Origin of the sequence: Oceanobacillus sp. FSL K6-0127 (assembly GCF_037983385.1) — a bacterium.
GTDB lineage: Bacteria > Bacillota > Bacilli > Bacillales > Amphibacillaceae > Oceanobacillus > Oceanobacillus profundus.
In genome coordinates this window covers 868,221-893,030 of sequence record NZ_CP150287.1, presented here as the reverse complement: position 1 = coordinate 893,030, position 24,810 = coordinate 868,221, and the positions used below count along the sequence as shown (strand labels likewise).

The window sequence follows — 24,810 nt, the reverse complement described above, 5'->3', positions numbered from 1 at the left end:
TAGTTTAAAAATAAATATGTTCCATACAATTACAAGCGAATCAGGCTTGAAAGTCCTCCAGTAATCACCATTAGGAGTATTGTAATCCCAATCGATCTGCCGTTGATACCACCATCTACTCGTTTTCGTACCTCTGAAAGTATGATAATAAATACGCCGATCATGCATTGTACATTATCCCCCTTGTTAAAGATCATTTATTTTAAAACTGCGACCAATAAATATCCTAAGCATCTGGTCCTAACTGTTGAACATGCTTCAAGTATGCTTTCACGTTTTCTGCTTCCTCAAAGGAGTACGTAAAACCAAAATGCTTTGCAACCTCAATGGCAACTTCCTCAAATAACGCTGTCATTGTGAATAAAGTGCGCCATGCATGTTCATACGAACCGCTGGGAAAAGTTTTTAAAAGGCGCGTCCATGTCTCGTTATCAACATAACGCTTTAAATACTTCCCATTTTTTCCAATGCTTAAAGAAAAATCAGTCTCCATACCTGCCTTCCATTCAAGCATTTTCATAAGCATCGACCGACAGATAGTCATATGATCAAACGCATACAAAATTTCCTTGCGCCACAATCCTTTTACAATGTACGTAGATACCCACCAAAATTCCTTACAGCAATCAGCAAAAAAGAAAGCAGATGGCTTTTTCACCCAATACCCTTTATCACTCGGAGGAGACAGTATCGGCAAGCTATCATCCTTATCTAATAAAACAACCGTTAATCCGTCCTCACGACAATACGCTTCTTTCTCTTCTATCGGGGCAAGTATTAGATCAATCCGATTACCATCTTTAAATAGCATCAAATAAGAAAACCTGCCCCCAAGCGTTGGTGGAAACATGGTCATATTTTCCGGTGTCTGCATCATAATGCGGTCCCCAAATACATCAATCCAATTCGGATCGTTTATAAAAGAACCCATATCTGAAACAAGATAAACAATATCGTAATCCTGAAAAGGATCGCTAGGAACATTACGATTTACTCTTGAACCATTCATTGCTGCCGCTCTAATTCTGCTATCTTCTTTTGCAACATTTAATATAAGCTCCATCATTTCTTGTTTAGACCGCATGTGACATACCCTCCATATTCATCTGAAATATTACTTTTATTATATAAAAACCAGCTCGGTTCCCCTACTATTTATAAGCTATTATTTTCTGCATTTTTTTGATAAACTTTACAATTTCACTCCCGAGTTTAAAACCCATCTGTTATAATGTTTCTAATAACACGAAGATAAAGGGGCATATTTCATTGACTACTATAAACGCATTAGATCAAGAAGCATTACGTACAATGTATTCCAGCCTCATGGAAGAGTATGATGCTTTTAAAGCGAAAAATTTATCCTTAAATATGGCAAGGGGTAAACCTAGTCCAGAACAGTTGGATTTATCTATGGACCTTCTTAACAAAATCGAATCAATTAATGTTAAAGATTCTATTGATATCCGAAATTACGGTGGGCTCGATGGATTAACAGAAATGAAAGAGTTATTCGCTCAGCTCCTACAGGTTGACACGAATGAAGTGATTGTGGGTGGCAACTCCAGTCTTAGCTTAATGCATGATACAATTTCCAGAGCATTGCTTAAAGGCGTTGTCGACAGTGATGCTCCTTGGGTCAAAGCACCTAAAGTTAAATTTTTATGTCCAAGTCCTGGGTATGATAGACATTTTGCCATCTGTGAAATGTATGACATTGAAATGATAACAATTGATATGTTAGATGATGGTCCAGATATGAATCAGGTGGAAGAGCTTGTTCGCAATGATGATACGATAAAAGGTATTTGGTGTGTACCAAAATACAGTAATCCTGAAGGAACAACATACAGTGATGAGGTTGTTGATCGTCTTGCTAATATGGAGACGAAAGCCAAAGATTTCCGGATTTTCTGGGACGATGCATACACTGTTCATCATCTGACAGATAACCCACCTGCATTAAAAAACATCTTGAAAGCCTGTAAAGACGCCGGAAATCCAAACCGTGTCTTTATCTTTGCTTCGACATCTAAAGTAACTTTTCCTGGATCAGGTGTTGCTGTAATTGCTGCAAGTGAAGAAAATATTGGCTTTACCAAAAAACTGCTAGGTGTACAGACGATTGGTGCGGATAAAATAAATCAATTACGCCATGTTCGCTTCTTAAAAGATGCAGAGAACGTGAAGCTTCATATGAAAAAGCACGCTGAAATTATCAAACCGAAATTTGACCTCGTCTTAAATAAGCTGGAGTCGGAGTTTGGCAACGATGATATTGCTTCATGGGGTAAGCCAGAAGGCGGCTATTTTATTAGTCTAAATACACTTGACGGCTGTGCTACAGAAGTAGTGAAATTAGCGTCCGAAGCTGGCGTTACGCTAACAGGCGCTGGGGCAACCTACCCATATGGAAAAGACCCAAGGGATCGAAATATTCGAATCGCACCTACCTTCCCAGGCCTAACAGAATTAGAAGCTGCAATGGACGTATTTTGTCTCTGCGTGAAATTAGCAAGTATTAAAAAACTACTAGGGCAGTGAAACCAAAGAAAGCAATCCTTTTAAAAAGGATTGCTTTCTTTTTCTATACCTGATTAAAACAAACCGAGCTGCCTTGGTGCAAGTCCTTCGTATTCAATACCTAGCATGGCTTGAAACTCTTTTGCATTGCCTGCTGCATCCCCACCCGAATTATTATTAAATAAGAAAATGATATCTGTTGAGCTTTTGGCAAGCTCTGATACTCTTTCTTTCCACTCTAACAACTCTTTCTCGTTGTATTTATATAAATAACGAACATCGCGCCAGTTTGTATCCGCATTTTTCGGCTTTGTCCAGCCATGAATGTTCCTGCCGTGCATTCGGATCAATGTCATATTTGGATCAGTAGCTGCTGGAACAATTGGAATGGATCCATCTCCAGCTTGCGGTTCATCCGCAATAGTGTGAATCCAGCCATTCTCTTTCATAAAGGCAAGCGTACCGGAACGAAATGTTTCTCGAAACCAAGACTGATTTCTAAATTCAAGCGCAACAGGGATGTCTCCCATCATTTTTTTGCAATATCGTAAGTAATTCACATTCTCTTTCTTGCAATCAAACCAAGGGGGAAATTGAAATAAGACCATTGCTAGCTTATTGGCTTTCCGGTAAGGTTTTAATGAATCGATAAACGCTTGAAACATTTCCGCTCTCGTTTCAAACGGAATATCCGTTCTTTGATGACCAGTCATTCCCTGATATGCCTTCACCACAAAGCGAAAGTTTTCCGGTGTTTCACTTACCCATTTGGAAGCATTACTTACAGGCTGCACGGCATAAAAGGACGCATCCACTTCAACTGTCAGAAAATGACTACTATATTCAGCTAATTTATCCTTTGACTTCATTTGAGGCGGGTACAGTGTGTGATGATCTCCCCACCCTGTTAAACCTATGTATATCATTAGGAACAGATCCCTCCTACCAACATGATAACATAACCATCGAATCCAGCTCGATTTTGTTAATGCCCAAGTAATCCGAAGATAGACTAAAAGCTTCACATCATTTTTTCAGCACGAATTAGCAAAAACATCGGCCTGCGATTTTCATCAAACATCGCTGGATTATTTTGTATCATTTCCTCTGTTGCGAAAGTCTCTTCCACTGTTTTAATCGTAAATCCCGCATCAACTAGTGTATTTATATAGGTTGCTAGTGTGCGATGATACTTTATAACATCTTCAGTCAGAAAAGGTGTATGGCGAATTCCCTCGTGTTGATAATGATCAATCGGCCAATGCAGACGACTTCCCTGCTCATCATACCACCAATCTTGTTCCGCTCTAGCAGTAAAAACAGGATGTTCTACTGAAAAAACAAACTTTCCGCCCGATGTTAAACAATCATGAACCTTTATACAAATTGCTTTAAATGCTCTCACATAATGAAACGCAAGAGAACTAAACACAACATCAAATGAGTCTGCAGCAAAGTGAATATCTTCCATTGGAATTTGTCGGTAAGCGATATGTGGGTCATCCGTTAATTCACGAGCTCTTTGCAGCATTTTTTCTGATATATCAATACCAACTGCGGAATGAGCCTGTTCCATTCTTGCATAGCGACAATGCCAGCCAAAGCCACACCCTAAATCAAGTACACGTTTATTCTTCAATTCTGGGAGCAGTTTCTTTAATAATGGCCATTCTCCTGAGCCTTCCAATCCATTTAGGGAGCGTGGCATCTTTTCATATGCTGCAAAAAAGTGAGCATCATCATATTTATTTTGTTTCATAACCTATTCTCCACCCAACTTTCGATACTTATAAATCGAATGTTTCCATATAATTCTCACGTAACGATGCGGCATTATCCAGCCATTCGACCGGCTTTCCTTCTATAATCATTCCTAAAACATCCAGACAACGATGCCATCCAGCAGCAACAGAAGCACTCATAGAAGCATCGTCAAATGTGTGTTCAAACAGCAAGCGACAACCATCACCTTCAGTATTTAATTCGATAGAAAGTAAGTCATCGATCTCACGGAAAGCAAAGAAATGAGGTGGATTAAATTTGGTTATTATTGCTTCGTAAGTCGTTCCTTCACCATCATCGAAGTAAATCTTTCCATCTGTTCGCAAGTCCATCTCCCCTGTTGCAAATGGGTACCACTGTGTAAAATATTGGGGCTGCGTTACCATATCCCAAACTTTCTCAACCGAATAAGCATAATCACGTTCAAATCTTAATTTATATCGTTCATCTACTTTATGTAGAGTTCCATATGAATGCATAGCTTTCTCCTCCAAATTCAAAATTTATTATAGAGATATAATTATAGATCCAATGGATTTATTCTAGGTTGTACTAATTTCCCAGACGTGACCGTCGGGATCAGCAAAGTATCCTGAATAACCCCATTCATTTGCTATTCCTTGCTTTATAACGTTACCATTAGCTAACGTTGCTCGCCTTAAAATACCGTCTACATCTTGACGACTTTCTACAAAAGAACTTAGTATTAACTCATTAGAACTGGGGTTTAGATTAAGTTGACCAGTTGTAGACGCAACCTCCTCACGTGGATAGAGAACTAGCGAAAAATTTTCATCAAAAAAGAAAGCTATATGGTCCTCTCCTTTAGATACCTGATCCTCTGGCAACTGAAGGACCTCCCTATAAAAAGCCGCTGTTTTTTCAAGATGATGAACAGCTAAAGTTATAATATTGATTTTCACTTTTGGCACCCCCGAATCAGACTTATTATCGCTCTTAACAATAAATTTTAACACAAATTTTCCGACCAACGCACCAAATTATTCAAAGCTAACCTATTACGGATATGATAAGATCATATCTAATAATCTAACCAGTGTTTCTTTACAGACTAAAAATTTCCCTTAGATAAAAAGGAATTGTGGGCATCAATCAAAATGCCACAATTCCTATTATCAAACCTTATAAGTTCTAAACTCAATGAAAATTACAGTCTTAAGCGTCACAGTTGCTGACTTAAAGCTTAAATCTCCTTACTAACCCATTTAACTCTTCAGCAAGCTGCGCTAATTGCTCAGAGCTTCCTGCCACCTCTTCCATAGAGCTGCTGGTTTGTTGTGTTGAAGCAGAAGTTTGCTCAACACCAGCTGCTGCTTCTTCGGAAATTGAAGCTATTTCTTCAACCGATCCGTTCATCTTCTGGCTATTGACTGCAATATCAGCTAGGTTATCGGACACTAAGTTAATACTGTCCACCATCTTAGATACGGAATCACTAATCTCATGGAATGTTTGCCCGGTAACTTTGATTTGACTTGTCCCCTGTTCAACTTCCGTATATCCATCCTTTAATGATTCTACGACAAAACTTGTTTCATTTTGAATGTTGGAAACAATGCCAGTAATATCCGTAACAGAAACAGAAACTTGTTCTGCAAGCTTCCTTACTTCATCGGCTACAACAGCAAATCCTTTACCATGTTCGCCCGCTCTCGCTGCTTCAATCGCTGCATTTAATGCAAGTAGATTTGTTTGGTCCGCGATATCTCGGATTACTGAAACAAGCTGTGATATTTCTTGAGATTGTTCATCTAATCCCTCTACCTTCGTAACCGCACCTTGTACAATGTGATCAATTTTAGCCATTTGCTCGGTGGAAGAGGTCATTAATTCGCTTCCTTTAGATGTCATTCCAAGCACTTCATTTGAATACCGCTGCACACGCCCACCATTATCATGTGCTTCATCTACCTTAACCGCAAATGTACCCATAATCGATGCTAAATCACTAGCGCTGTTTGCCTGTGTCTCTGATCCTGTCGCCAGCTCTTGCATCGTGACTGCTATCTGCTCAGAACCGGACTTTACTTCGTTCGCTGCCTGTGTTAATTCTTCACTTTGACTTGTAACCGTCTCAGATACAACATTTATTTGCGTGAGGAGATCCCGTGTATTGATAGCCATCTCATTGGTAGCTTTAACTAACTGCCCAACTTCATCTCTAGCATTTGTTCGCAGTACTTCTTGGCTTAAATCTCCATTTGCAATAAGCTTCATTCTCTCCATTACCGTTCTGATTGGTCTCGAAATCATTCCGGCAGTAATAAGCGCCGCTCCTATACTAAGCACGACAATTAAAAGTGATACAATAACGACAATTCTTTGCGTTTGTTCACCGCTGGATATGATTTCTTCACCAAGTCGGTTAATGTCATCTTCGGAACTTTGTGCTATCTCCTCATATCCAGCCATGATTTCACGTACGACAGGGGTTAACTCATTTAGATTCTCTGTAGCTAGCTCCACATCTCCGCTATCATATACATCAAATACGTCCTCATCAATTGCTGTCCGCCACGCAACAGTTTTATCAATTAAATCATCAAATTCTTCCGTAACTCCCACACTTCTAGCTTGACTCTCAAACTCGATGCCCTGCTCCGTATATGCCGCAAAGCGATCTTTAAAATCACTCTCACCGCTTAGCACAAAGCCACGAGCAGTAGAAATCCGATTAGCCATTGTTGTTTCCATTCCCAAATTTGCAATTAATCCTTGAAGCTCATTTTCAATAATATTTGTCGTATTTTTATTTATCTCCTTAACTGCTATGTAATTATATACACCCAATACAATGACAAATAAAATAACAAACGAAAATGCAAATATGATTTTATGTTTAATACTCTTGAAGTTTAATAACTTTTTCATCTTTTTCTCCTTTACCATTTAATAAATTGATAACATAGCTACTTTCCTCAATCTGTACCAACGCTATTAATACCTATATTGTTTATGCAAAGGGGCCTTTAACTTGAATGGATTCAGAAAGTCACACAACCTAAAAGCCCTTCAGACTAAAATTACAATACTTCTCATGCTGAAGATTGAATTTTTATTAGAATAAGTACCCTCCTTCAAACAATCTCCTTTATGACTCTATTCTTCAGCAAGAGCCTACGTTCGTTGATAACACAACAATTAAAAATGGCTATTCACTATACAGGAATACCCATTTTTTTCAATCCATTTATATATCCAATGCTATTGCTTCATCGTTATACTTCGAACCTATAGATATACATTAACCAAGAGGAATAACAGTGCCTATCTTTTATATCGGTCTATATATCCATTTTTTAAAGAAAAGGGATAAAAAAACCATACTTTAATCATATACATTTTTATTCATACATACTAAAGACCTCTCGCATTTACCAGCTAAGCTTTTTAAACTTGCTCTCCATTCGGTTTAAAAACGGATGAGCGTGAGTGAATAATACGTTAGAAAACCAAAATATCAACTAGACCGATACACATTTTCGCTGCCCTGCATATACTGCTATGGGCTTCGAGAAAAAAGGAGTGTTGAACAATGAATGAAAAATGGAATCTTAGTGATCCGTATGTTTATCAAGCTTTAACAGGGTTTCAAAATAAATCACTTGCCGTTCAAACGACACACGGCTCGGTACGAGGTATATTGAAAAAGGTGATGCCAGATCATATTGTAATCCATATGGGAGGATCACCTTTTTATGTCCGTACAGCTCAAATAATTTGGTTTCAGCAATTAAAGGGAGAATAAGCCAAGCACCCTCCATCATATGATGACAATGGTTATTATCTATGGATGGAGGCGCAAAAACTCATGATGAAACGTGTGAATAAAATCGCCATTGAACTGCCTATTCCAGAACATGGCGATATGAATGCTGCAGCAGCTGTTCAGGAATTAATGGGAGGCAAATTCGGTGAAATGTCCACCTTAAACAATTACATGTTCCAATCCTTTAATTTCCGTGGTAAAAAAAAGCTAAAGCCCTTTTATGATTTAATCGCAAGTATTACAGCGGAAGAATTTGGTCATGTTGAACTAGTAGCTAATGCTATTAATCTACTTTCTATTGGCAATACTGTACCTGGTGACCCTGACACCGCTCCACTGCAAAATGGAAAGGATGCACGTTATTCAACGCACTTTACCACCACAGCTCAAACAGCTTATCCAGGTGATGGGATGGGCAGGCCGTGGAATGGATCTTATGTAAATAACAGCGGTACTCTCGTTGAAGATCTTCTCGCCAATTATTTATTGGAAATCGGAGCAAGAAATCATAAAATGCGTGTTTACGAAATGACAACTCATCCAACCGCTTTAGAAATGATTGGCTACCTACTCGTTCGCGGAGGGACGCACGTCATTGCTTATGCAAAAGCAATCGAAGTAGCTACAGGCGTAGAAGTAGGTAAGATGCTGCCTGTTCCAAGTTTGGATAATAATCAGTTTGACTACGCAAGGAAGTTCATGGATCGAGGATTGTTTAATGTGTTGTATACATGGGGAGAACCAGAGTATCGGGACATCAACCAAATATGGAAAGGGCCAAACCCTGAAACTGGTGATCCACTGCACGTAATCGATGGAATGCCTGAGGGTGCAGCAGTCCCCGATTTACCAGAGCTTCCAGAGCAATTTGCACCAGGGATTGATCGTGATGACTACCATCGTATTTTAAAACGCTTAAAGAGTAATATGTGATCTTTAAAAAACTTGGTTTCCGTCAAATCTTTAGATAAATCTCTGGTTGTACTTATACAGATAGAAAATTTTATACTTTCTTCTACCAAAGATAATATAAACTAGTAGAGTCCTTTTAATCAAAATCTGATTAAAAGGACTCTTTTTTTATGTCATTAAATAAATACAGCTTTTTTAGTGATTATTATAGGTAATAGCAAAATGTAAAATTGATACAGATGAAGATGGGTTAACGTATTTATGGAGCCGATCCCCTTTAAAGCGAATAGAATCGAATGCATTCAAATGATGCACTTCACCATCAAGCTCCATGGTTAGTTCTCCTGACATAACGGTAACAAATTCTATTACCCCTGGTTGATGTGCTTCTGAAACATATTCGCTTCTCCCCTGAAGGTATCCTCGATATAATTCGAAGCTACGGGAACGAAATAATGGCTCAGCAACAAACAACTTATCTGAGCTTGATAGCTTCACCCCATTTCCTTTACGAATAATAGACACATCAGATTCCATTTCCAGTAGTTCCGTAATCGATATTTTTAGTCCATCTGCAATTTTCCAAATTACAGATAATGTTGGGTTAGCTTCCCCATGCTCGACCTTGATTAATGTTAATTTACTAACACCAATCTGTTTAGCAAATGCCTCCATACTTAGTCCTTTACTCGTGCGATATTTCCGTAGATTAGCCCCTATGCGCTTTCCTACATCTTCTTCACTCCAAGGCTTTTCAATAGTCATGTAGCTCCCCCTAAAACAGTATACTTTAATAAACTTTTTGTTTAATTATAATATAGTATAGTATAGTTAACTATAACTTATATTTTAATTATACCAAAATAGACAATCTTTTACACAGGGAAGGAGCTGTTAAGTAGATGAATAACAAAAAACAAACAATTAAAAAGGGGGTCACTGAAGCTTTACCACTAGCAATAGCTATTGCAGCATATGGTTTATCTTATGGTGTGCTCACAACTCAAACAAGCTTAAGCCTAGCAAGTGCACTAGCAATGTCATTATTTGTGTTCTCCGGTTCCGTTCAAATGGTAGCTGTCGCAATGTTAGCAGCAGGAGCAACAGCTACAAGTGTTCTAATTGCTACTGCTTTGTTAAACCTGCGTAATTTATTATATGGAGCCGCACTTGCTGAAGGACTATCTCCCGCTCCAAGAAAGTGGAGAGGTTTATTATCCTTCGGCGTGTCCGACGAAGCATTTGTTCTAGGCAGCGCAAGATTTCAAAAGCACGGTCCAGACCCACTCTATTTTGGTATTGTTGCAGCTACCTTTTATCTTGCTTGGATTACTTCTTCCTATATAGGAGCGGTTATCGGCAGCCAGGTTGATCCGCTTAAATGGGGTTTGGACTTGGCCTTCCCAGTTACTTTTACAGCTATCCTTATTCCTTCTTTAAGAGGAAAGCCAGTCATTGCAACAGCACTGGTTGCTGTCACGATAACGGTTATCCTTCAATATGTAACACCAGGGAATGAATTTACGATTATTTTAGCAGGTGGTTTATCACCACTCATAGGGTTATATGTAAGCAGGAGGACAAGAGATAATGAATAACTGGATGCTCATTGCATTATTAACTATTTCTACGTACCTATCACGAGTCATTGGCGTCGAGATCATGGCTGGAAGAGAAATGAACGCAACCTTACGTTTATATTTTAATTATGTACCGATTGCAATTATAGCCGCACTAATTGCAAATCAAATGTTAGTACCAACAGACGGGGGAATCGCTCTTTCGTTACCAGTACTAATTGGCTGTCTTGCTACAGCAATTACCTTAAAAGTTATCCATACGTTTCTACCTTCCCTTATAATTGGAATAGCGGCTGGATTGCTAGCGCGTTATTTTTTATAGCTGGCAGTAAGCGACTTTTGCCTTCTATCCAGAAGCAAGCATAACCACACAACGATCCCAATGGCGGAAGATCGTTGTGTGGTTATAACTATTGTAGACGTTAACAACTAACATTGAAGTTGAACAGTTTTTCGATAAACAACACGCACACCCCAAAACCCGCCAAGGAGCATGGTGAGCATGCTAAATAATAGTTTCCATATAGCCATGTGCAGTAAACCACTCACGATAAAAGGGATATGTGCTAAAAAGTAGAGAGCGATGAATAGAACAAGAGAAAGAGCAACAATTCTTCGGAGCTTTGGTGCAAAAAAGGCGCTGCAAATAATAGCTAAAGCTGTGCTAATCGTATTAAGATAAAGGTTATAAGCAATAAACGTAAACGGATCATTTTCATCATATAACCCAAAGACTGGCGTCAAACTAAAGGATAGGAATTTATTAAATAAAAGGTACGATACAAAGAAAAGAGGTATAAACAACATCCAGCGAAAGTAATTCGGTAGTTTGTTAATTAAAGACAGCATCTCATACACCTCATTTTTCATTTTCTACACCTTCACCTTACCAAAAAGTGCATCAATTGTATAGATGGAATATAAGGTGGATAGTAGAAAACCAGGTATTCACTATTAAGCAAGACGAATGCCTTCGTTTTACTTATGCAATAGGAAAGCCGACCAGTTCGATTGGTCGGCTTGGTTGATTAAACAAGCGCTATTTCAGGTAGTGGAACCTCATTCTCACAGCGGCCATACATTAAATACGCATGAAGGTTATCATAAGAAATTTCAACCATATTTGTTAATGCCTCATCTGTATAAGAACCGATATGTGGTGTAACAAGTACCCTTGGATAAAGACTAATTAATTCTTCAATCACAGGATCATCCAGCTTCTCACCTGTTAATTTGCGGAAGAAGAAATCCTTCTCCCCTTCAAATACATCTGTACCGTATCCACTAAGCTTATTTTCTTTAAGTGCATGCAGAATAGCTGAATGGTCTTGAATTTCTCCCCTAGACGTATTAATTAATACTGCACCATCCTTCATTTTATTGATGAAAGCTTCGTTAATAAAGTGATCATTAACACCTTTAAAGTGTGGAACATGGGCAGACACAACATCCGCTATAGCTAACACTTCTTCCAATGGAAGGTACTCTACAATTCCCCTTGCTGCTTCTGACTCATAGATGTCATAAGCTACAACACGGGCTCCTAACCCTTTAAATAGCTTGGCAGTTGTCAAACCGATTTTTCCTGTTCCTAAAATTCCAATCGTTGACTTTCTAATTTCTTTACTAAACATCATGGCGTCCACGGTAAAATCTTTTTGATGCGTTTTAGCAGTTGTATATGGGATATTTCGTAAAAGGTTAATTCCAAGGTTTAACGCAAGCTCTGAAATTGCATTTGGTGAATAAGCTGGAACACGCGCTACTTTTAATTCCAATTCAGCCGCTGCTTCAAGATCAATATGATTATAGCCAACTGTTCTTGTTAGAATATAGCGAATACCATAACCCGCTAATTTCGTCAGGTTTGCCCGATCCGCTTTACAGTTTCCCCGAATCATTACTGCATCCGCGCCCTTACATTGCTCCACATTCTCATCATTCATTAGCTCTTCAATAAGTGTTAAATCAAAGTTATATTTATTTAAGGAATTGAAAAATTCTACCTCTACGTCTCTTACACCGAAACATACTAATTGAATTGTCATTTTCATTACCTGCCTTTTTCGTTATATTATTGTTCATCCAAATCTTTTTGAACAACCTCTATTAAGAAAAGATACTAAATCCCTTCATCAATTCAACAACTACTACCCATAGCGGCATTGCTACAACTCCCAAAATCGTTGATAGCAAGGAACAATTTGATGTTAATAAAGCTTCTTTATCAAAGCTAATCGCAAATGCTGCAGCAACTGTTGCAGTAGGAGTAGCCATCATAATTACTGCGGTTGCCATTGCAACATGATTAACTGGGAAAATACCCAACATACTTCCAGCTGTAATTAACGCTAAGATGAAAGCTGGAACGAAGATTACTTTTACAGCACTATATTGCAAGGACGGTTTATCACGGAATGCATCTTTTAATGGAATTTCTGCAAGCTGTGCTCCGATCGCAATCCATGCAAGCGGAGAGCAAAGCTTAGCAAGATAGTTCAATGTTTCAAATAACCATGGCGCTGTAACATCAATACGCAAGAATGCAGCAGAGACAGCGAGTCCTTCAGCATTTGTTGCTTGTACCTGAGGAAGATAGCCTTGGAACATCCATACAGCAAGGCCTAGAAAGGTTGCAATGATAATTGGGTTCATTAACATGGTTTTAATATTATCTTTCGTAAACTTCAGACCTGACATTTTAATATATCCGTATGAGTACAAGAACACGCGATATGAAATGTTAAAAATAGATGCGTACATAACACCTTCTGCACCATACATCACACCAACAATCGGAATACCAAAAAACGTTGTAGAACCGAAAATCGTTAGTACATGTAATACTTTGTTTTTATCTCCTGTAAAATTCATAAAGAAGAATTTACCCATAATAATGAGCACAATATAGATAATAAATCCCCAAATTAATAAGTTAATACCTTGTGTTAAACTTTCCGTATCGATGTCCTGCATAAAAGCTGTATATGCAAGCGCTGGAATCGAAACACTCAATAGAAGCACGCTCAGCATCTTAGATGTCTGTTTGCTGATGATGTCCTTTTTCCGTAAATAAAAACCGAGTAATATAATCAACACTGCAGAACTTACCGCACTAATTACCTTTGGATTTGTAATTGTACTAGCAAAAACCTCTGCAAAATTCATAGTCGTTTCCTCCCTAAAATCTATTAAGATATCTCAAAGTTTGTGAATAATTTCACATTAAACACCAAAAAAATAAATGCTGTTAACTTGTTTCACTTAAACTGGTAAATTGGATTTAAATTAATAATCTAGTATACAGTGAAGCCATTTCTTCATTACATACTAGCTTCTTTTGGGCCCTATTGTTTGTGAATAATTTCACAATTTAATAATACAATGCTTTTATCATTTTGACAACACCTTTTTCCAAATTATTTATGTCTGTTTTTTGACAGGAGGATGAAGACTTGCGCTTTAATGGTTCGCCTAATCTTTTCACAATAATAGAGTGAAAAGAAGGTTTAAATGAAGAAATAACGAACTTAATTAGTAAGCAGAAAATTAAATGCTCGTTTTGAGAAGAGGGATAGGATGCTCAATAAAGAAAGTACTGTTTTTGTATTAGTGGATGTACAGGGGAAGCTGGCTAACATTGTACAGGATAGCAAAAGCTTAATCGATAATTTAAAAGTCCTCATTCAAGGGCTCAACATTCTTCAAATTCCAATCGTATGGCTAGAGCAATATCCGCAAGGTCTTGGACAAACAAATGAAGCATTAGCAAAATACTTAACACACGTTAAACCGATTCATAAAATTACTTTTGATGCATGCAAAAACCAAGCATTTGTGGAGGCACTAACTGCTACGAAACGAAAACAGATTCTAATAGCTGGCATTGAAACGCATATCTGTGTGTATCAAACAGCATTAGGAATAAAATCCCTAGGATATGAGGTGCAGGTTGTAGCAGACGCAGTATCATCACGAACGAAGTTAAATAAAGAAATTGGGCTTCACAAAATGCAAGCATCCGGAGTCCTGCCATCAAGTGTGGAAATGGCATTATATGAATTAATGGAGACAGCTGAGAGCAAGGATTTTAAAAATGTTTTAAAGTTGCTGAAATAAGGACATAAAATAACAGCTTCCTTATAGGTAAGCTGTTATTTTTTTACTGAGTAATTTCTAGTAATCCAATACAGAGTCATACTCGTGACAGTGGTCGGAAAATACTAATCACCTGGATATGAATTCCCTCTATCTTTGTCTAGTAAGTCTTAGTTCCTTTATAAATGACCGAACTTCTGCCTTTAATCTTTTTTCAAGCTTTCATTGCATTCATGAAAAATCAGGGGCGTCGAATCGTTTGTAGGCAAAGGTTCATTTATTTAATCGACAAATCACACATACTTCAAACCAATTGTAACGTTGTAATGCACGTATTATCATTTTCAAATGAAGAAATCTCTGACTTCACTTCTTTCCCATCATTTGCAATTGTAATACGATACGTTTTATCTCGAGGAAGCCATAAGTCAATAAACCCATTAGAATGGGACTTGATTTTTTCATCTACTATCACATTACCTTCTAGATCTTCAATGTATACATCAAATTCTTCATTTACTAGTTCTCCTTGGCAGCCTGTTAAGCTATGAATAGCACAAGGATGGGTTTGCTCCATATAAGGAGCGATGGAAACAAAAAACTCATCTTCCGGTAAAGCATAGCTTTGCTGACTTCCATCTTGATCCGTCACAATCAGTTCATGTGATGTAATGGAAGCAGACTGATCTTCTACACTGCCAATGCTGTAATCATGCACCAAATCCTTAATGTCTTTCGATCCATTATCTTTCTGTGTCATGTTACTGTCGTTTACTGTAAACAAATATCCTACTAATACTACCAATGCAAATCCAATAGCCACAAGAATTTTTTTGTTCATCTTAAATACAGACCTTCCTCTCCCTCTTTTTCAGATCCTTTTATCACGTTCAATAACTCAAACTTTAACATAAATTACTTACAGATAGATTTTTATGTGAAGCGCTCACTATTCCTTCACATGCTTCAAAGGAAGGTTGTAATCTTGAATTACCGCACCTATTTATTTAAAGACCCTATAATTTCCTGTAAGGTCATATCCGCCATTGAGTTCAACTTTAAATGAAAGTTTTCAAATGGTAACGATTCTGTAACTGGATTCGGAATAATAACCGTTGGTACTTTCGCTTCCAATGCAGCTATTAAACCGTTTAAGGAATCTTCAAAAATGATTGCCTCATCCGGCTCAATATCAAGTATTTCTAACGTTCTCAAAAACAAATCCGGCGCAGGCTTAACATGTTCCACCATATCCTGTGTAATGAGATAATCAAAATAGGAAATCAAATTTAAATTGGTCAAATGGGTAGTCACCCACTTCTTAGTTGAACTCGTTGCTAAAGCAATTGTCAGGCCTGCCTCGTGTGCATCCGCAAGATAGGCTTCCACGCCTTCTCGTGCCTTTGCTTCCTTAACCAGTTGTGCATGTAACACCCCTGCGTGTTCACGAATAGCATTTGCATCCAGCTGATCACCAATCTCTTTTTCCAAATATGTAAATAATGCTGTATCATTTGAACCAACACATTTCACAAAGACTTCAAGCGGTAAATCAAATTTAAATTGGTCATGCAAAACTTCCTTATATGAATGAAACCAAGCTGTCTCTGTATCTAATATTAATCCGTCGAAATCAAAGATTACTGCTTTAATCATATTCCGCCTCCATTAGGTACTTTTTTAAATCATTGTCTTTTATAAAACCGTTTATTTAGTTACGATCTGCCGTGCTAATACGCTTTCCATCAAATCCCAAGCCTCGTGGCAGCTAGGTTCTGTAAGGAAAGGCTCAAATCCGAAGTTTAAATACATATTAACAGCCTGATAACTCGTTGTTTGCGATGTAAGATATGCTCTTTCATGATGCTGCGCTAAAACTTTCAAAGCTTCACTAAGCAAAGGCTTCGAAAGTTTCTTCCCTTGATATTCAGGAACAACACCAACCCAATGGATTCTGCCCAAAATCTCACCACCACCTTTTAAATCTCCATACCATGCTGTTGTTGTTGCAATTGCTTCTCCATTACTATTCTCAACGAATAGACAGCGTTCTTCCATTTCATCTATGTATGGACCAAATTCTTTCGCAAAGTGTTCAAGGGCAGCCTTTTCATCTTTAAATTCATCCACACTCGCTTCAATTCTAGCCCAGTTATGCTCATCACCTTTTTTAAACATCCGAATTTGATACCCATCTGGAAGGGGAAATTCCGGAATATTTAATAGATTTTTTCTTTCCATTTTTAAACGTATTCTTTTCATTTTTATCATCCTTTTATCATCATTTTCCTATAAAATTATCTTTAAACTAGACTGTCTCTTCAGAAATTATACGTTAGGAAAAACATAACAAAACAAAGCCTGCTTAGCAATTCAATACATGATAAACTGTTTACAGAAAAACACCTTGATTCTAAGGTAGTAATTACATAAGAGTTGACTCGTCTACAATCTTTATTAGACGTTCAACACTTTCTGAAGATACATTTTCAGACAAACGTGCCCCCGCAATGATAGGAGCCCATTGAAGTATTTCTCCTCTTGAAAAACCGCTTTTCTCACAATATAAATGGATATATCGATCAGCTAATTCCGTTGCAATCTGTGAAAACAAGAGATACGTACGGTAGACATCTGCTCGAACATCACCTGCGCTAGAATCAACCCAATCAATTATTGTCACATCTTCATTGCTCAGAATCAAATTAAATGGATGAAAGTCTCCATGACATAAGCGTTTTTCAAATGTCATGGCATCTAACTTCTGTATTAACCTCGTCTTTTGCTTTCCATCTAGGTAGCTCGTTGCGTTAATTTGACGATATAGTTTATCAGACATTTGTTCAAGTCGTGTATTTGCAGCATGGGCATGTATTTTCTGTTGTACCTCAACAGAGATCTTAATGTAGTGCTCTGCTCGTTCTAGGTTTGCCATTAAAAGGTCACCTAACGTCTTTCCCTTTATATACTCCATTATAATTGCTTGTTTCCCATCAATTTTCGTAACATCTAAAACTTTAGGGACAAAAATTCCACACGAATAAGCATATTTTTGCTTTTTCGCTTCATAAATAGCTTCATTTTGTGGCAAGTCATCGTTAAACAATTTCACTACTCGATTATTACTGATATAAATTTTTGCTGTATTACCGGTAGCAAATGGATTATCTAACCTCACTTTTTCTCATCCTCACATTATAAAGATGAATTATTACCTCATCTTTATATTAGTTCTCTTCAATCATCGTAATTCCTTTTTATAATAATAGTTATTATCCTTTTACAACGACTGTGATGACACTTTCGTGACAGGAGAAATAGGTTCTGGCTTAATCATTCACCAATACGTTTCAACTCATCTACTAAGTAATTTATTGTCGTAACTCGTTCTTGCTCTTCTTGCTTATCGTATAAAAGTTGTTCGATAAACTCCCAAATATCCTCTAGCTTTCTTTTTTCTTGATAAAATTGTAATACGTTCGAGTCAATTGAGAAGTTTGGATGATTTTTTCGATAAATCGTAATAAATTTATTGAAATAGTCCTTATTCACAACAAACATTAAATCCGCTTCGACCGGGGCTAATTTTAGCCCCTCCCAATCGATTAATATTAAATGATCAGATTGCATTAAATTCCAATAATGTAAATCGGTATGGCACAGACTCATTTTCAGATTAGCTGCTTTTAGTTTCCTTGCAAGTCCTTCAACACGTATAATCATCTCTTGTAATGGCTTCATGTAGGAACGAATTAATTGCCATATGTCGATAGGAAAATTATTGCCATTGTTCACTGTACCTTGTAACTGTTCTATAAACGTTACATCAAAATCCTCTTTGATTGCATCTGTTTTAATAGGAATATCCTCTGCATATAAGTGAAGCTCTGAGACAATCTGTGAAAATTGCTTTATCTGGGTATCTGTTAAATCTTGATTACCAATTGTATCCCCTTCGATATAGTCGTACAGCATATAAATGTTGTTTTCATCTTCGCATGTATACGCACTCTGCTTTGTTAAAATCGGTACAATGATATGATGTTTTAAATTACTATATTCCTTTAACCACATCAGTATAGGTATATATTGGTCAATAAGTGCTGTTAATTTTGGTGTAGACGCTCTTTTCTTTTCGTATACTTTTAAAAAGTAACTACTCTTTCCATCATCCACCTTATAAGCAAGGGATGCCCAACCACCTTGTTGATTTGATACATTAAGAACTTCAAGATTATAGTGTGTTCTTAATATATTATTAATGTTATCCATCTGATTCCCTCCTTATAAAGGAAAAATATCTTTGAAATGCAAATTAAATCAATATAAGCCATCCATTTCAAACCCAAAATCAGAAATACAATTCTCATTCTACTATTATTTTATAGCAATGCATGAACACTGATAATGTTAGCTTTTCCTAAGTGACGATGAATATTGTCTACTACTTCCTATGTACGTAAATTTGTTATGCATTCTGGAATGCGCTTTCCTTCATATTTATATATTTACTATAACAAAATTTCTTCTATAAGCTCTATTTTATTTTCTAATTTAAATCAAGTTTAATGAACTCCATTTTATAGATAATGTAAAGTTTGTTAAGTTTCAATGATGTACATTGAATTGGATATTGACACATGTTATCTTTTACATATCGAAAATCAATATCGGAAATCGATATTGAAAGAATATTAGGAAGGAGTAAGTAAAATTGGAAGATAAGATACTGCGAAAGCTCTTTTTAGGATTTATTCAAATACATATCTTACATCACGCAAAGGAACATCCGATTTACGGAGCTTGGATGCACGAAGAGCTACAGTCACATGGCTATGAGATTAGTGCGGGTACATTATATCCAATTCTTCACAGTATGGAATCAGATGGGCTTTTGACGAAAGAAAATCGAAATGTAGAAGGAAAAATAAGAAAATATTATACAGCTACTAGCAAGGGAGAAGAAATTCTTGATCAAGCCCGGGCTAAGGCTTATGAGCTGTTTAAAGAGATTAAATAATAGGAGGCTAGTTCAAATATGAATTATAAACTTAAAACATGGTTTGAGATTTTAATCGTCTCTACTAGACTTGGCTTAACTTCATTCGGTGGACCTATTGCACATTTAGGTTACTTTCACGAAGAATATATTCGAAGGCGAAAATGGATGGACGAGAAAAGCTATGCAGATTTAGTTGCGCTTTGCCAATTTCTTCCTGGACCTGCTAGCAGTCAGGTTGGAATTGGGATTGGAGTCATGCGCGGAGGAGTAATAGGTGGCATTATATCGTTTCTTGGCTTCACATTACCATCTGTGATTGCACTTATTGTTTTTGCTTCCCTTCTTCATACATTTGGAATTGAAGATGCTGGATGGATCAATGGACTTAAGATTGTTGCTGTTGTCGTTGTCGCTCATGCAGTCTTAGGAATGGCTAAAAACTTAACACCAGACTTAAAAAGGAAAACAATTGCTTTATTTACGCTCGTTGTTACACTACTATGGCAAACAGCTTACACACAGATTGGCGCAATTCTTCTAGCAGCAGTTGTCGGTTTTCTCCTTTTTAAGCAGCAAACCAACATGGAAGAAAAAGCGGTTAGTAATTTCCATATTTCCCGTCGATTCGGATATACTTGTTTATCTCTATTTTTTGGCTTGCTCATCCTGCTTCCGATATTACGCAACCTTACATCGATACAATGGATTGCTTTGTTTGATAGTTTTTACCGCTCGGGCTCTCTCGTTTTTGGTGGAGGACATGTTGTATTACCGTTATTAGAACAGGAATTTGTTCCTGCTGGATGGCTAAATGAACAGGAGTTCCTTGCAGGTTATGGAGCAGCACAGGCAGTTCCCGGTCCATTATTTACGTTCGCCGCATACATTGGGGCAGTTATAAATGGCTGGCAAGGCGGTTTGTTTGCTACATTTGCAATATTCTTACCAGCATTCCTTCTTATATTAGGTACATTGCCATTTTGGGATGCACTACGTCGCAACCCGAAAATTAAAGCTGCATTAATCGGGGTAAATGCTTCTGTTGTAGGTATTTTAATTGCTGCACTTTACAACCCAATTTGGACAAGTGCTATTCATGCTCCAATCGACTTTGCTCTGGCTGCAATATTATTCAGTATGCTTGTTTATTGGAAGCTTCCACCATGGGTAGTTGTGCTATCTGGTGCAATCGGTGGATTGTTCTTATCGTACCTTTAAAATTTCTTGAGATCGTGGAAAGGCTATTCCAGGTAAGTATTGGGATAGCCTTTTTTATCTGTTGTGACACTTTTATTACTTTTTCACTAACGATAGATAAACAATTAAAATTAATATCAAGGCCATTCCGATTACTTGCCAAAGTCCGAACGGAATACTTAACCAAATGATGCTGCTAACAACTGCTGTTAACGGCTCAACAGTGCCCAGTAATGTTGTTTCTTTCGCTTCTAGATACTCTAGACTTTTGATAAACATCCAGAAGGCAAGTGTTGTACCAAATATAATAGAGAAGCCTAATACGCCGATAGTTGCTGCAGACCAATCCTGTGTTTCAACTCTCCAAATTGGATGAATGATATTCATACACACCCCAGCAATAATCATAGCCCACCCAACAACCGTTACAGATGAATAAAAACGTAGCAGATTACGGGCATAAAGTGTATAAAATGCTAATGATAAACCAGAAATAATCCCCCAAACGATAGCAATACCTGGGACTGATAATCCTTTAAAGGAACCATTCGTTAATAAAAGCAGTGTTCCGATAATCGTTAACAGAATCGCAATCACATCTGAAACATGTAACCTTTGATGCCCTCTAAAAATAACCCAGATAATAATATAAATGGGAGCTAGATACTGTAATAAAGTAGCTACTGCAGCGTTACCTTCTGCAATGGAGGCCATGTAAGAATACTGAACTAATAACATCCCCAACAAGCTAAAGATAATTAGAGACAATCTTTTTTGGGGATTTTTCCATATTGTAAAAACTGTTTTTCTACCTGTTAGAAGTAATTGTATTCCTAATAATAATATCCCACTAATAACGAGTCTTGTTGAAACAAACCAATTTACACTGATATCGGCAGTTTCAAATAAATAGTTTGCTGCCGTTCCACCAATTCCCCAAAAACTTGCACCCATGAGAACAAAAATAATGCCCACTATACGTTTGTTTGTATTTTTCATTACATCACCTATAATATTAAGATATGATTACTATATCTAAGTAAACCGTATAATTATATATAAATAGAGTCAAAAAATATATAAATATTGAGGTGATGCAATGAAGAGAGAGATTATCTTAAATTCACTGAACGAAGAACTCATTCCTTATACAGAACCAGGTTGGCAACACTCCCTAGAATACACAACTATTTCAGAGAGACTCTTAGGATATATCCCCTTACATTGGCATGAAGAGTTACAATTTGTGGCCGTGGTAAAAGGTACGATAGAACTTCATATTTTAGGAAGAAAAATAAACTTACCAGAAGGATCCGGCTTTTTTATCAATTCTGGGGTTATTCATGAAATCCATGCAAAAACATGGAATACTGCATTTATTTGCTGGAATATCGGGATTACATTATTCGATAAACACATTCAAACGAAATACATCCTTCCTATAATTCAGGAAGGGAGCACACCATATGTAATACTAAACCCTTTAAAAGACAGACATAACCTTATCATACAGGCCATTTTAACTAGCTATGATTGTTACGTTAAAAAAGAAAAATCATTTGAATTAATCATAACCATTCAATATCTAACATGCATCAAGGAATTACTTCATGAGATTGTACTTGATTCATCCAATCGTTATCCGATTTACGACCAACGGGTAAAAAATATTCTAGAATACATTCATACCCATTACCGAACACAAATTAAATTAGAAACACTTGCTGAAATAGCCTATTTAAGTAAGTCTGAAACGAACAGATTATTTAAGAAACATGTTGGGCGAACTCCCTTTACGTATATCCTTGATTACCGATTAGAGCGCAGCATTGATCTTCTAATCGGGACCAGGAGCACTATTACTGAAATTGCGATAGAATGTGGGTTTTCTAGTGTTAGTTACTTTATTGATAAGTTCAAGAAGTCATTTCACCGGACACCTAAAAAATATAGGGATGAAAAATGGTTAAGAAATCGTTAAATTCTTAACCTATTCAAAAACATTCTTATTGGATTAGAGCCGACAATATATTTTCAGTTGATCAAATGTTTGTTTAATTACTGAATTAGATTCTCCATCAATTAAAAAGTTAATTTTTTTCTAAAACGCCTGAATTCCTCATCTGTTTCAAATTTGTTCCTCTAACCTCACGAAAATCTGGAGATTATCTATTTCGTTTTCCAAGCATTTAAGTTGAAATATTTATCATCCAAGTTATAGTTAGGTAAAAAGAACTATTTTTATATTTCAGGAGGGAATCAGAATGAATTACGAAGAGTTAGTAACCACTCGACATTCAGCAGTTAATTTTATGGAAAATGAAAAAATGACTGAAGATGATTTTCATAAAATATTTGAATTAACAAAACTCGCACCAAGTGCTTATAATTTACAGTTTACGGATTATTTAGTAATAACGGATGAAAACAAAAAGGAAAGAGTAAAAGAGTTAAGTTATAACCAATATAAAATACATACAGCTAGTGCCGTTATTATTGTAATGGGAAATAAAAAGAGCATTGAAATGTCCGAGGTTGAAGAGATCTATAAGCCGATGAAAATGCTAAAGATGATGAATGAAATTGATTATGATATGACAATGGACGCAATAAAGAAATATAGTGATGGATTAAAGGGAAATTCAAATGCTCTAGATATAGAATTGGCGCGAAATGTTGGTATTAATGCAATGTTATTCATGCTAAATGCCAAGCATTATGGATTTGATACTTGTCCAATGCATGTCCATCATGTAGACCAATTAAGAGAAGCGTTCAATATTCCAAATTATCTCCAACCAATGATGATGATCACGATTGGTAAAAGTGTTGATAAGGTGCGTCCACGGGGCTATCGTAGACCAGTAGGAGATTTCGTCAATTTTAATGGATATCGGTAAAATAAATATAATTTACGGTGGTTGGGAGATTAAAAAACAGATCCATTGAATGGCTACACTCAAAATCACAAACATTACAAAAAGACGTCCACGCATTACACATGGACGTCTAAATTACTTTTCTAATAATAGTTACAGCATTCTATGCAATTGATATTTGAGACCAGTCGAAGAACGGATCCATTATCCCTATTTATCCAAGCTTCTTACCTCAATCGGTATTAAAGCTTTATTTAATTGATCACGGTACTGTTCATATTGGGCAGGTAGCTTCAGCTCTGTTCCCATTGTTTCGTATGACTCATCATGAGCAAATCCTGGCGTGTCTGTTGCAATTTCAAACAGAATTTCGCCATGTTCTTTAAAGTAAATGGCATTAAAATAGTTCCTATCTCTTACTGCTGTAACGCCATAACCATTGTTAGCTACATGCTGCTGCCAGTCCAAATGATCTTCATCGTCTTTTGCCCGCCATGCTATATGGTGAACTGTTCCAACCCCAATTTTTCCTCTTCCAATTAGAGTTTGTTTTACATCAATTACATTGCCGATATCACCGTAAGATTTGAAGCGGACTAAATCCTCTTCCTCACCGACTTTTTCAAGGCCCATCACATTTTGCAATGTTTCCCCAGTCTTTTCTGGATTAGTAGATAACAGGATTGCCCCGCCAAACCCTTTAATAGCTACATCTGATGTAACATCACCATGTGTCTCCAATTATTAGATACGCCGCCTTCTCGTTCTACGAGTTCTAGCTGCAAACCATGTGGATCGGCTAATTCTAAATATGTTTCCCCGAATCGTTGCGTTATTTGGTACTCGATATTGAATTTCGCTAATCTATTTTCCCAGAAGTTCATAGAACCGATCGGAATAATATACGTGGTTACGCCAACTTGTCCACTGCCAATCTTTCCTTGATAGGCGTTAGCCCAAGGGAAAAAGGTAATGATCGTACCTGGTTTCCCTCCGTCATCACCAAAATAAAGATGATATGTGCCCGGATCATCGAAGTTTGCGGCT

At 37.1% G+C, this 24,810-nt stretch carries 27 protein-coding genes and 1 pseudogene; 10 read left to right on the top strand and 18 right to left on the bottom strand.

Translation table 11 applies throughout. The annotated features are described in order from the left end of the window. Positions 1–29: 29 nt before the first annotated feature. Complete coding sequence (locus MHH64_RS04375; RefSeq protein ID WP_285845193.1) at positions 30–164, bottom strand: hypothetical protein; 135 nt, start codon at positions 162–164, stop codon at positions 30–32. Positions 165–226: 62 nt separating this feature from the next. Next, on the bottom strand, positions 227–1,084 hold the full coding sequence (locus MHH64_RS04370) for an aminoglycoside 6-adenylyltransferase (RefSeq protein WP_340002746.1): 858 nt from the start codon (positions 1,082–1,084) through the stop codon (positions 227–229). A gap of 185 nt (positions 1,085–1,269) precedes the next feature. Here MHH64_RS04370 and MHH64_RS04365 point away from each other — a divergent pair, with 185 nt between their 5' ends. Next, complete coding sequence (locus MHH64_RS04365) at positions 1,270–2,544, top strand: aminotransferase class I/II-fold pyridoxal phosphate-dependent enzyme (RefSeq protein ID WP_340002745.1); 1,275 nt, start codon at positions 1,270–1,272, stop codon at positions 2,542–2,544. A gap of 53 nt (positions 2,545–2,597) precedes the next feature. On the opposite strand, the gene MHH64_RS04360 is transcribed toward MHH64_RS04365, so the two are convergent. The 5 genes from MHH64_RS04360 to MHH64_RS04340 form a co-directional block, all read right to left on the bottom strand. Further along, complete coding sequence (locus MHH64_RS04360; protein WP_251661573.1) at positions 2,598–3,449, bottom strand: DUF72 domain-containing protein; 852 nt, start codon at positions 3,447–3,449, stop codon at positions 2,598–2,600. Between the two features lie 95 nt (positions 3,450–3,544). After that, on the bottom strand, positions 3,545–4,282 hold the full coding sequence (locus tag MHH64_RS04355) for a class I SAM-dependent methyltransferase (protein ID WP_251661571.1): 738 nt from the start codon (positions 4,280–4,282) through the stop codon (positions 3,545–3,547). A 28-nt stretch (positions 4,283–4,310) separates the two neighbouring features. Beyond that, a complete protein-coding gene (locus MHH64_RS04350; RefSeq protein WP_251661570.1) occupies positions 4,311–4,784 on the bottom strand; it encodes an SRPBCC family protein in 474 nt (157 codons plus the stop codon). 63 nt (positions 4,785–4,847) lie between these two features. Beyond that, complete coding sequence (locus MHH64_RS04345) at positions 4,848–5,228, bottom strand: VOC family protein (protein ID WP_251661568.1); 381 nt, start codon at positions 5,226–5,228, stop codon at positions 4,848–4,850. Positions 5,229–5,502: 274 nt separating this feature from the next. After that, entirely contained in the window at positions 5,503–7,197 is a 1,695-nt protein-coding gene (locus MHH64_RS04340; protein WP_303449448.1) for a methyl-accepting chemotaxis protein, read from the bottom strand. Positions 7,198–7,861: 664 nt separating this feature from the next. Here MHH64_RS04340 and MHH64_RS04335 point away from each other — a divergent pair. Both MHH64_RS04335 and MHH64_RS04330 read left to right on the top strand, forming a co-directional pair. Continuing rightward, the gene (locus tag MHH64_RS04335) at positions 7,862–8,074 is read left to right on the top strand and encodes a YuzF family protein (RefSeq protein WP_251661565.1); all 213 of its coding nucleotides are present in this window, start codon (positions 7,862–7,864) and stop codon (positions 8,072–8,074) included. A gap of 63 nt (positions 8,075–8,137) precedes the next feature. Further along, positions 8,138–9,028: a manganese catalase family protein gene (locus MHH64_RS04330; RefSeq protein ID WP_251661563.1), complete on the top strand. Its 891-nt coding sequence runs from the start codon at positions 8,138–8,140 to the stop codon at positions 9,026–9,028. Positions 9,029–9,202: 174 nt separating this feature from the next. Here MHH64_RS04330 and MHH64_RS04325 read toward each other — a convergent pair whose 3' ends face one another. Continuing rightward, positions 9,203–9,772 carry an XRE family transcriptional regulator gene (locus tag MHH64_RS04325; protein ID WP_095313121.1) on the bottom strand — a complete coding sequence of 190 codons (570 nt, stop codon included), beginning with the start codon at positions 9,770–9,772 and terminating at the stop codon, positions 9,203–9,205. Positions 9,773–9,909: 137 nt separating this feature from the next. On the opposite strand from MHH64_RS04325, the gene MHH64_RS04320 reads away from it, so the two are divergent. Together MHH64_RS04320 and MHH64_RS04315 are read left to right on the top strand one after the other, a co-directional pair. Next, the gene (locus MHH64_RS04320; protein ID WP_095313119.1) at positions 9,910–10,605 is read left to right on the top strand and encodes an AzlC family ABC transporter permease; all 696 of its coding nucleotides are present in this window, start codon (positions 9,910–9,912) and stop codon (positions 10,603–10,605) included. Continuing rightward, positions 10,598–10,909, top strand: a complete 312-nt coding sequence (locus tag MHH64_RS04315) for an AzlD domain-containing protein (protein ID WP_240033848.1) — start codon at positions 10,598–10,600, stop codon at positions 10,907–10,909. The genes MHH64_RS04320 and MHH64_RS04315 overlap by 8 nt, the downstream gene beginning before the upstream one ends. 107 nt (positions 10,910–11,016) lie before the next feature. Here MHH64_RS04315 and MHH64_RS04310 read toward each other — a convergent pair whose 3' ends face one another. The 3 genes from MHH64_RS04310 to MHH64_RS04300 all read right to left on the bottom strand — a co-directional run bounded on the left by MHH64_RS04310 (position 11,017) and on the right by MHH64_RS04300 (position 13,755). Continuing rightward, positions 11,017–11,457, bottom strand: a complete 441-nt coding sequence (locus MHH64_RS04310) for a hypothetical protein (protein WP_251661559.1) — start codon at positions 11,455–11,457, stop codon at positions 11,017–11,019. Between the two features lie 158 nt (positions 11,458–11,615). Next, a complete protein-coding gene (locus MHH64_RS04305; protein ID WP_340002744.1) occupies positions 11,616–12,641 on the bottom strand; it encodes a 2-hydroxyacid dehydrogenase in 1,026 nt (341 codons plus the stop codon). Positions 12,642–12,696: 55 nt separating this feature from the next. Beyond that, positions 12,697–13,755, bottom strand: coding sequence for an AEC family transporter (locus tag MHH64_RS04300; protein ID WP_118890200.1), 1,059 nt, complete (start codon positions 13,753–13,755; stop codon positions 12,697–12,699). Positions 13,756–14,166: 411 nt separating this feature from the next. Between MHH64_RS04300 and MHH64_RS04295 the strand changes: the two genes are divergently transcribed. Further along, a complete protein-coding gene (locus MHH64_RS04295) occupies positions 14,167–14,706 on the top strand; it encodes an isochorismatase family protein (RefSeq protein WP_340002743.1) in 540 nt (179 codons plus the stop codon). Between the two features lie 283 nt (positions 14,707–14,989). Here MHH64_RS04295 and MHH64_RS04290 read toward each other — a convergent pair whose 3' ends face one another. From MHH64_RS04290 to MHH64_RS04270, 5 genes are all read right to left on the bottom strand, one after another. Continuing rightward, positions 14,990–15,526 (bottom strand): CueP family metal-binding protein, encoded by a 537-nt coding sequence (locus MHH64_RS04290; protein ID WP_095313093.1) that lies wholly within the window; start codon positions 15,524–15,526, stop codon positions 14,990–14,992. 158 nt (positions 15,527–15,684) lie between these two features. Continuing rightward, on the bottom strand, positions 15,685–16,341 hold the full coding sequence (locus MHH64_RS04285; protein ID WP_340002742.1) for an HAD family hydrolase: 657 nt from the start codon (positions 16,339–16,341) through the stop codon (positions 15,685–15,687). Positions 16,342–16,392: 51 nt separating this feature from the next. Further along, the gene (locus tag MHH64_RS04280; RefSeq protein ID WP_095313091.1) at positions 16,393–16,947 is read right to left on the bottom strand and encodes a GNAT family N-acetyltransferase; all 555 of its coding nucleotides are present in this window, start codon (positions 16,945–16,947) and stop codon (positions 16,393–16,395) included. A gap of 163 nt (positions 16,948–17,110) precedes the next feature. Then, positions 17,111–17,863, bottom strand: coding sequence for an aminoglycoside phosphotransferase family protein (locus tag MHH64_RS04275; protein ID WP_340002741.1), 753 nt, complete (start codon positions 17,861–17,863; stop codon positions 17,111–17,113). Positions 17,864–18,018: 155 nt separating this feature from the next. Then, complete coding sequence (locus MHH64_RS04270; RefSeq protein WP_340002740.1) at positions 18,019–18,957, bottom strand: phosphotransferase; 939 nt, start codon at positions 18,955–18,957, stop codon at positions 18,019–18,021. 442 nt (positions 18,958–19,399) lie between these two features. On the opposite strand from MHH64_RS04270, the gene MHH64_RS04265 reads away from it, so the two are divergent. Together MHH64_RS04265 and MHH64_RS04260 are read left to right on the top strand one after the other, a co-directional pair. Next, complete coding sequence (locus MHH64_RS04265) at positions 19,400–19,705, top strand: PadR family transcriptional regulator (RefSeq protein WP_095313088.1); 306 nt, start codon at positions 19,400–19,402, stop codon at positions 19,703–19,705. Between the two features lie 18 nt (positions 19,706–19,723). After that, the gene (locus MHH64_RS04260) at positions 19,724–20,905 is read left to right on the top strand and encodes a chromate transporter (protein WP_095313087.1); all 1,182 of its coding nucleotides are present in this window, start codon (positions 19,724–19,726) and stop codon (positions 20,903–20,905) included. Between the two features lie 75 nt (positions 20,906–20,980). Here MHH64_RS04260 and MHH64_RS04255 read toward each other — a convergent pair whose 3' ends face one another. Then, positions 20,981–21,883, bottom strand: a complete 903-nt coding sequence (locus MHH64_RS04255; protein WP_095313086.1) for a DMT family transporter — start codon at positions 21,881–21,883, stop codon at positions 20,981–20,983. 100 nt (positions 21,884–21,983) lie between these two features. Here MHH64_RS04255 and MHH64_RS04250 point away from each other — a divergent pair, with 100 nt between their 5' ends. Beyond that, a complete protein-coding gene (locus tag MHH64_RS04250) occupies positions 21,984–22,865 on the top strand; it encodes an AraC family transcriptional regulator (protein WP_303449428.1) in 882 nt (293 codons plus the stop codon). 283 nt (positions 22,866–23,148) lie between these two features. After that, entirely contained in the window at positions 23,149–23,784 is a 636-nt protein-coding gene (locus MHH64_RS04245) for a nitroreductase family protein (RefSeq protein WP_095313084.1), read from the top strand. A gap of 189 nt (positions 23,785–23,973) precedes the next feature. Here MHH64_RS04245 and MHH64_RS04240 read toward each other — a convergent pair. After that, positions 23,974–24,803: pseudogene (locus tag MHH64_RS04240) on the bottom strand (ring-cleaving dioxygenase); the annotation flags it as partial. Positions 24,804–24,810: the final 7 nt, after the last annotated feature.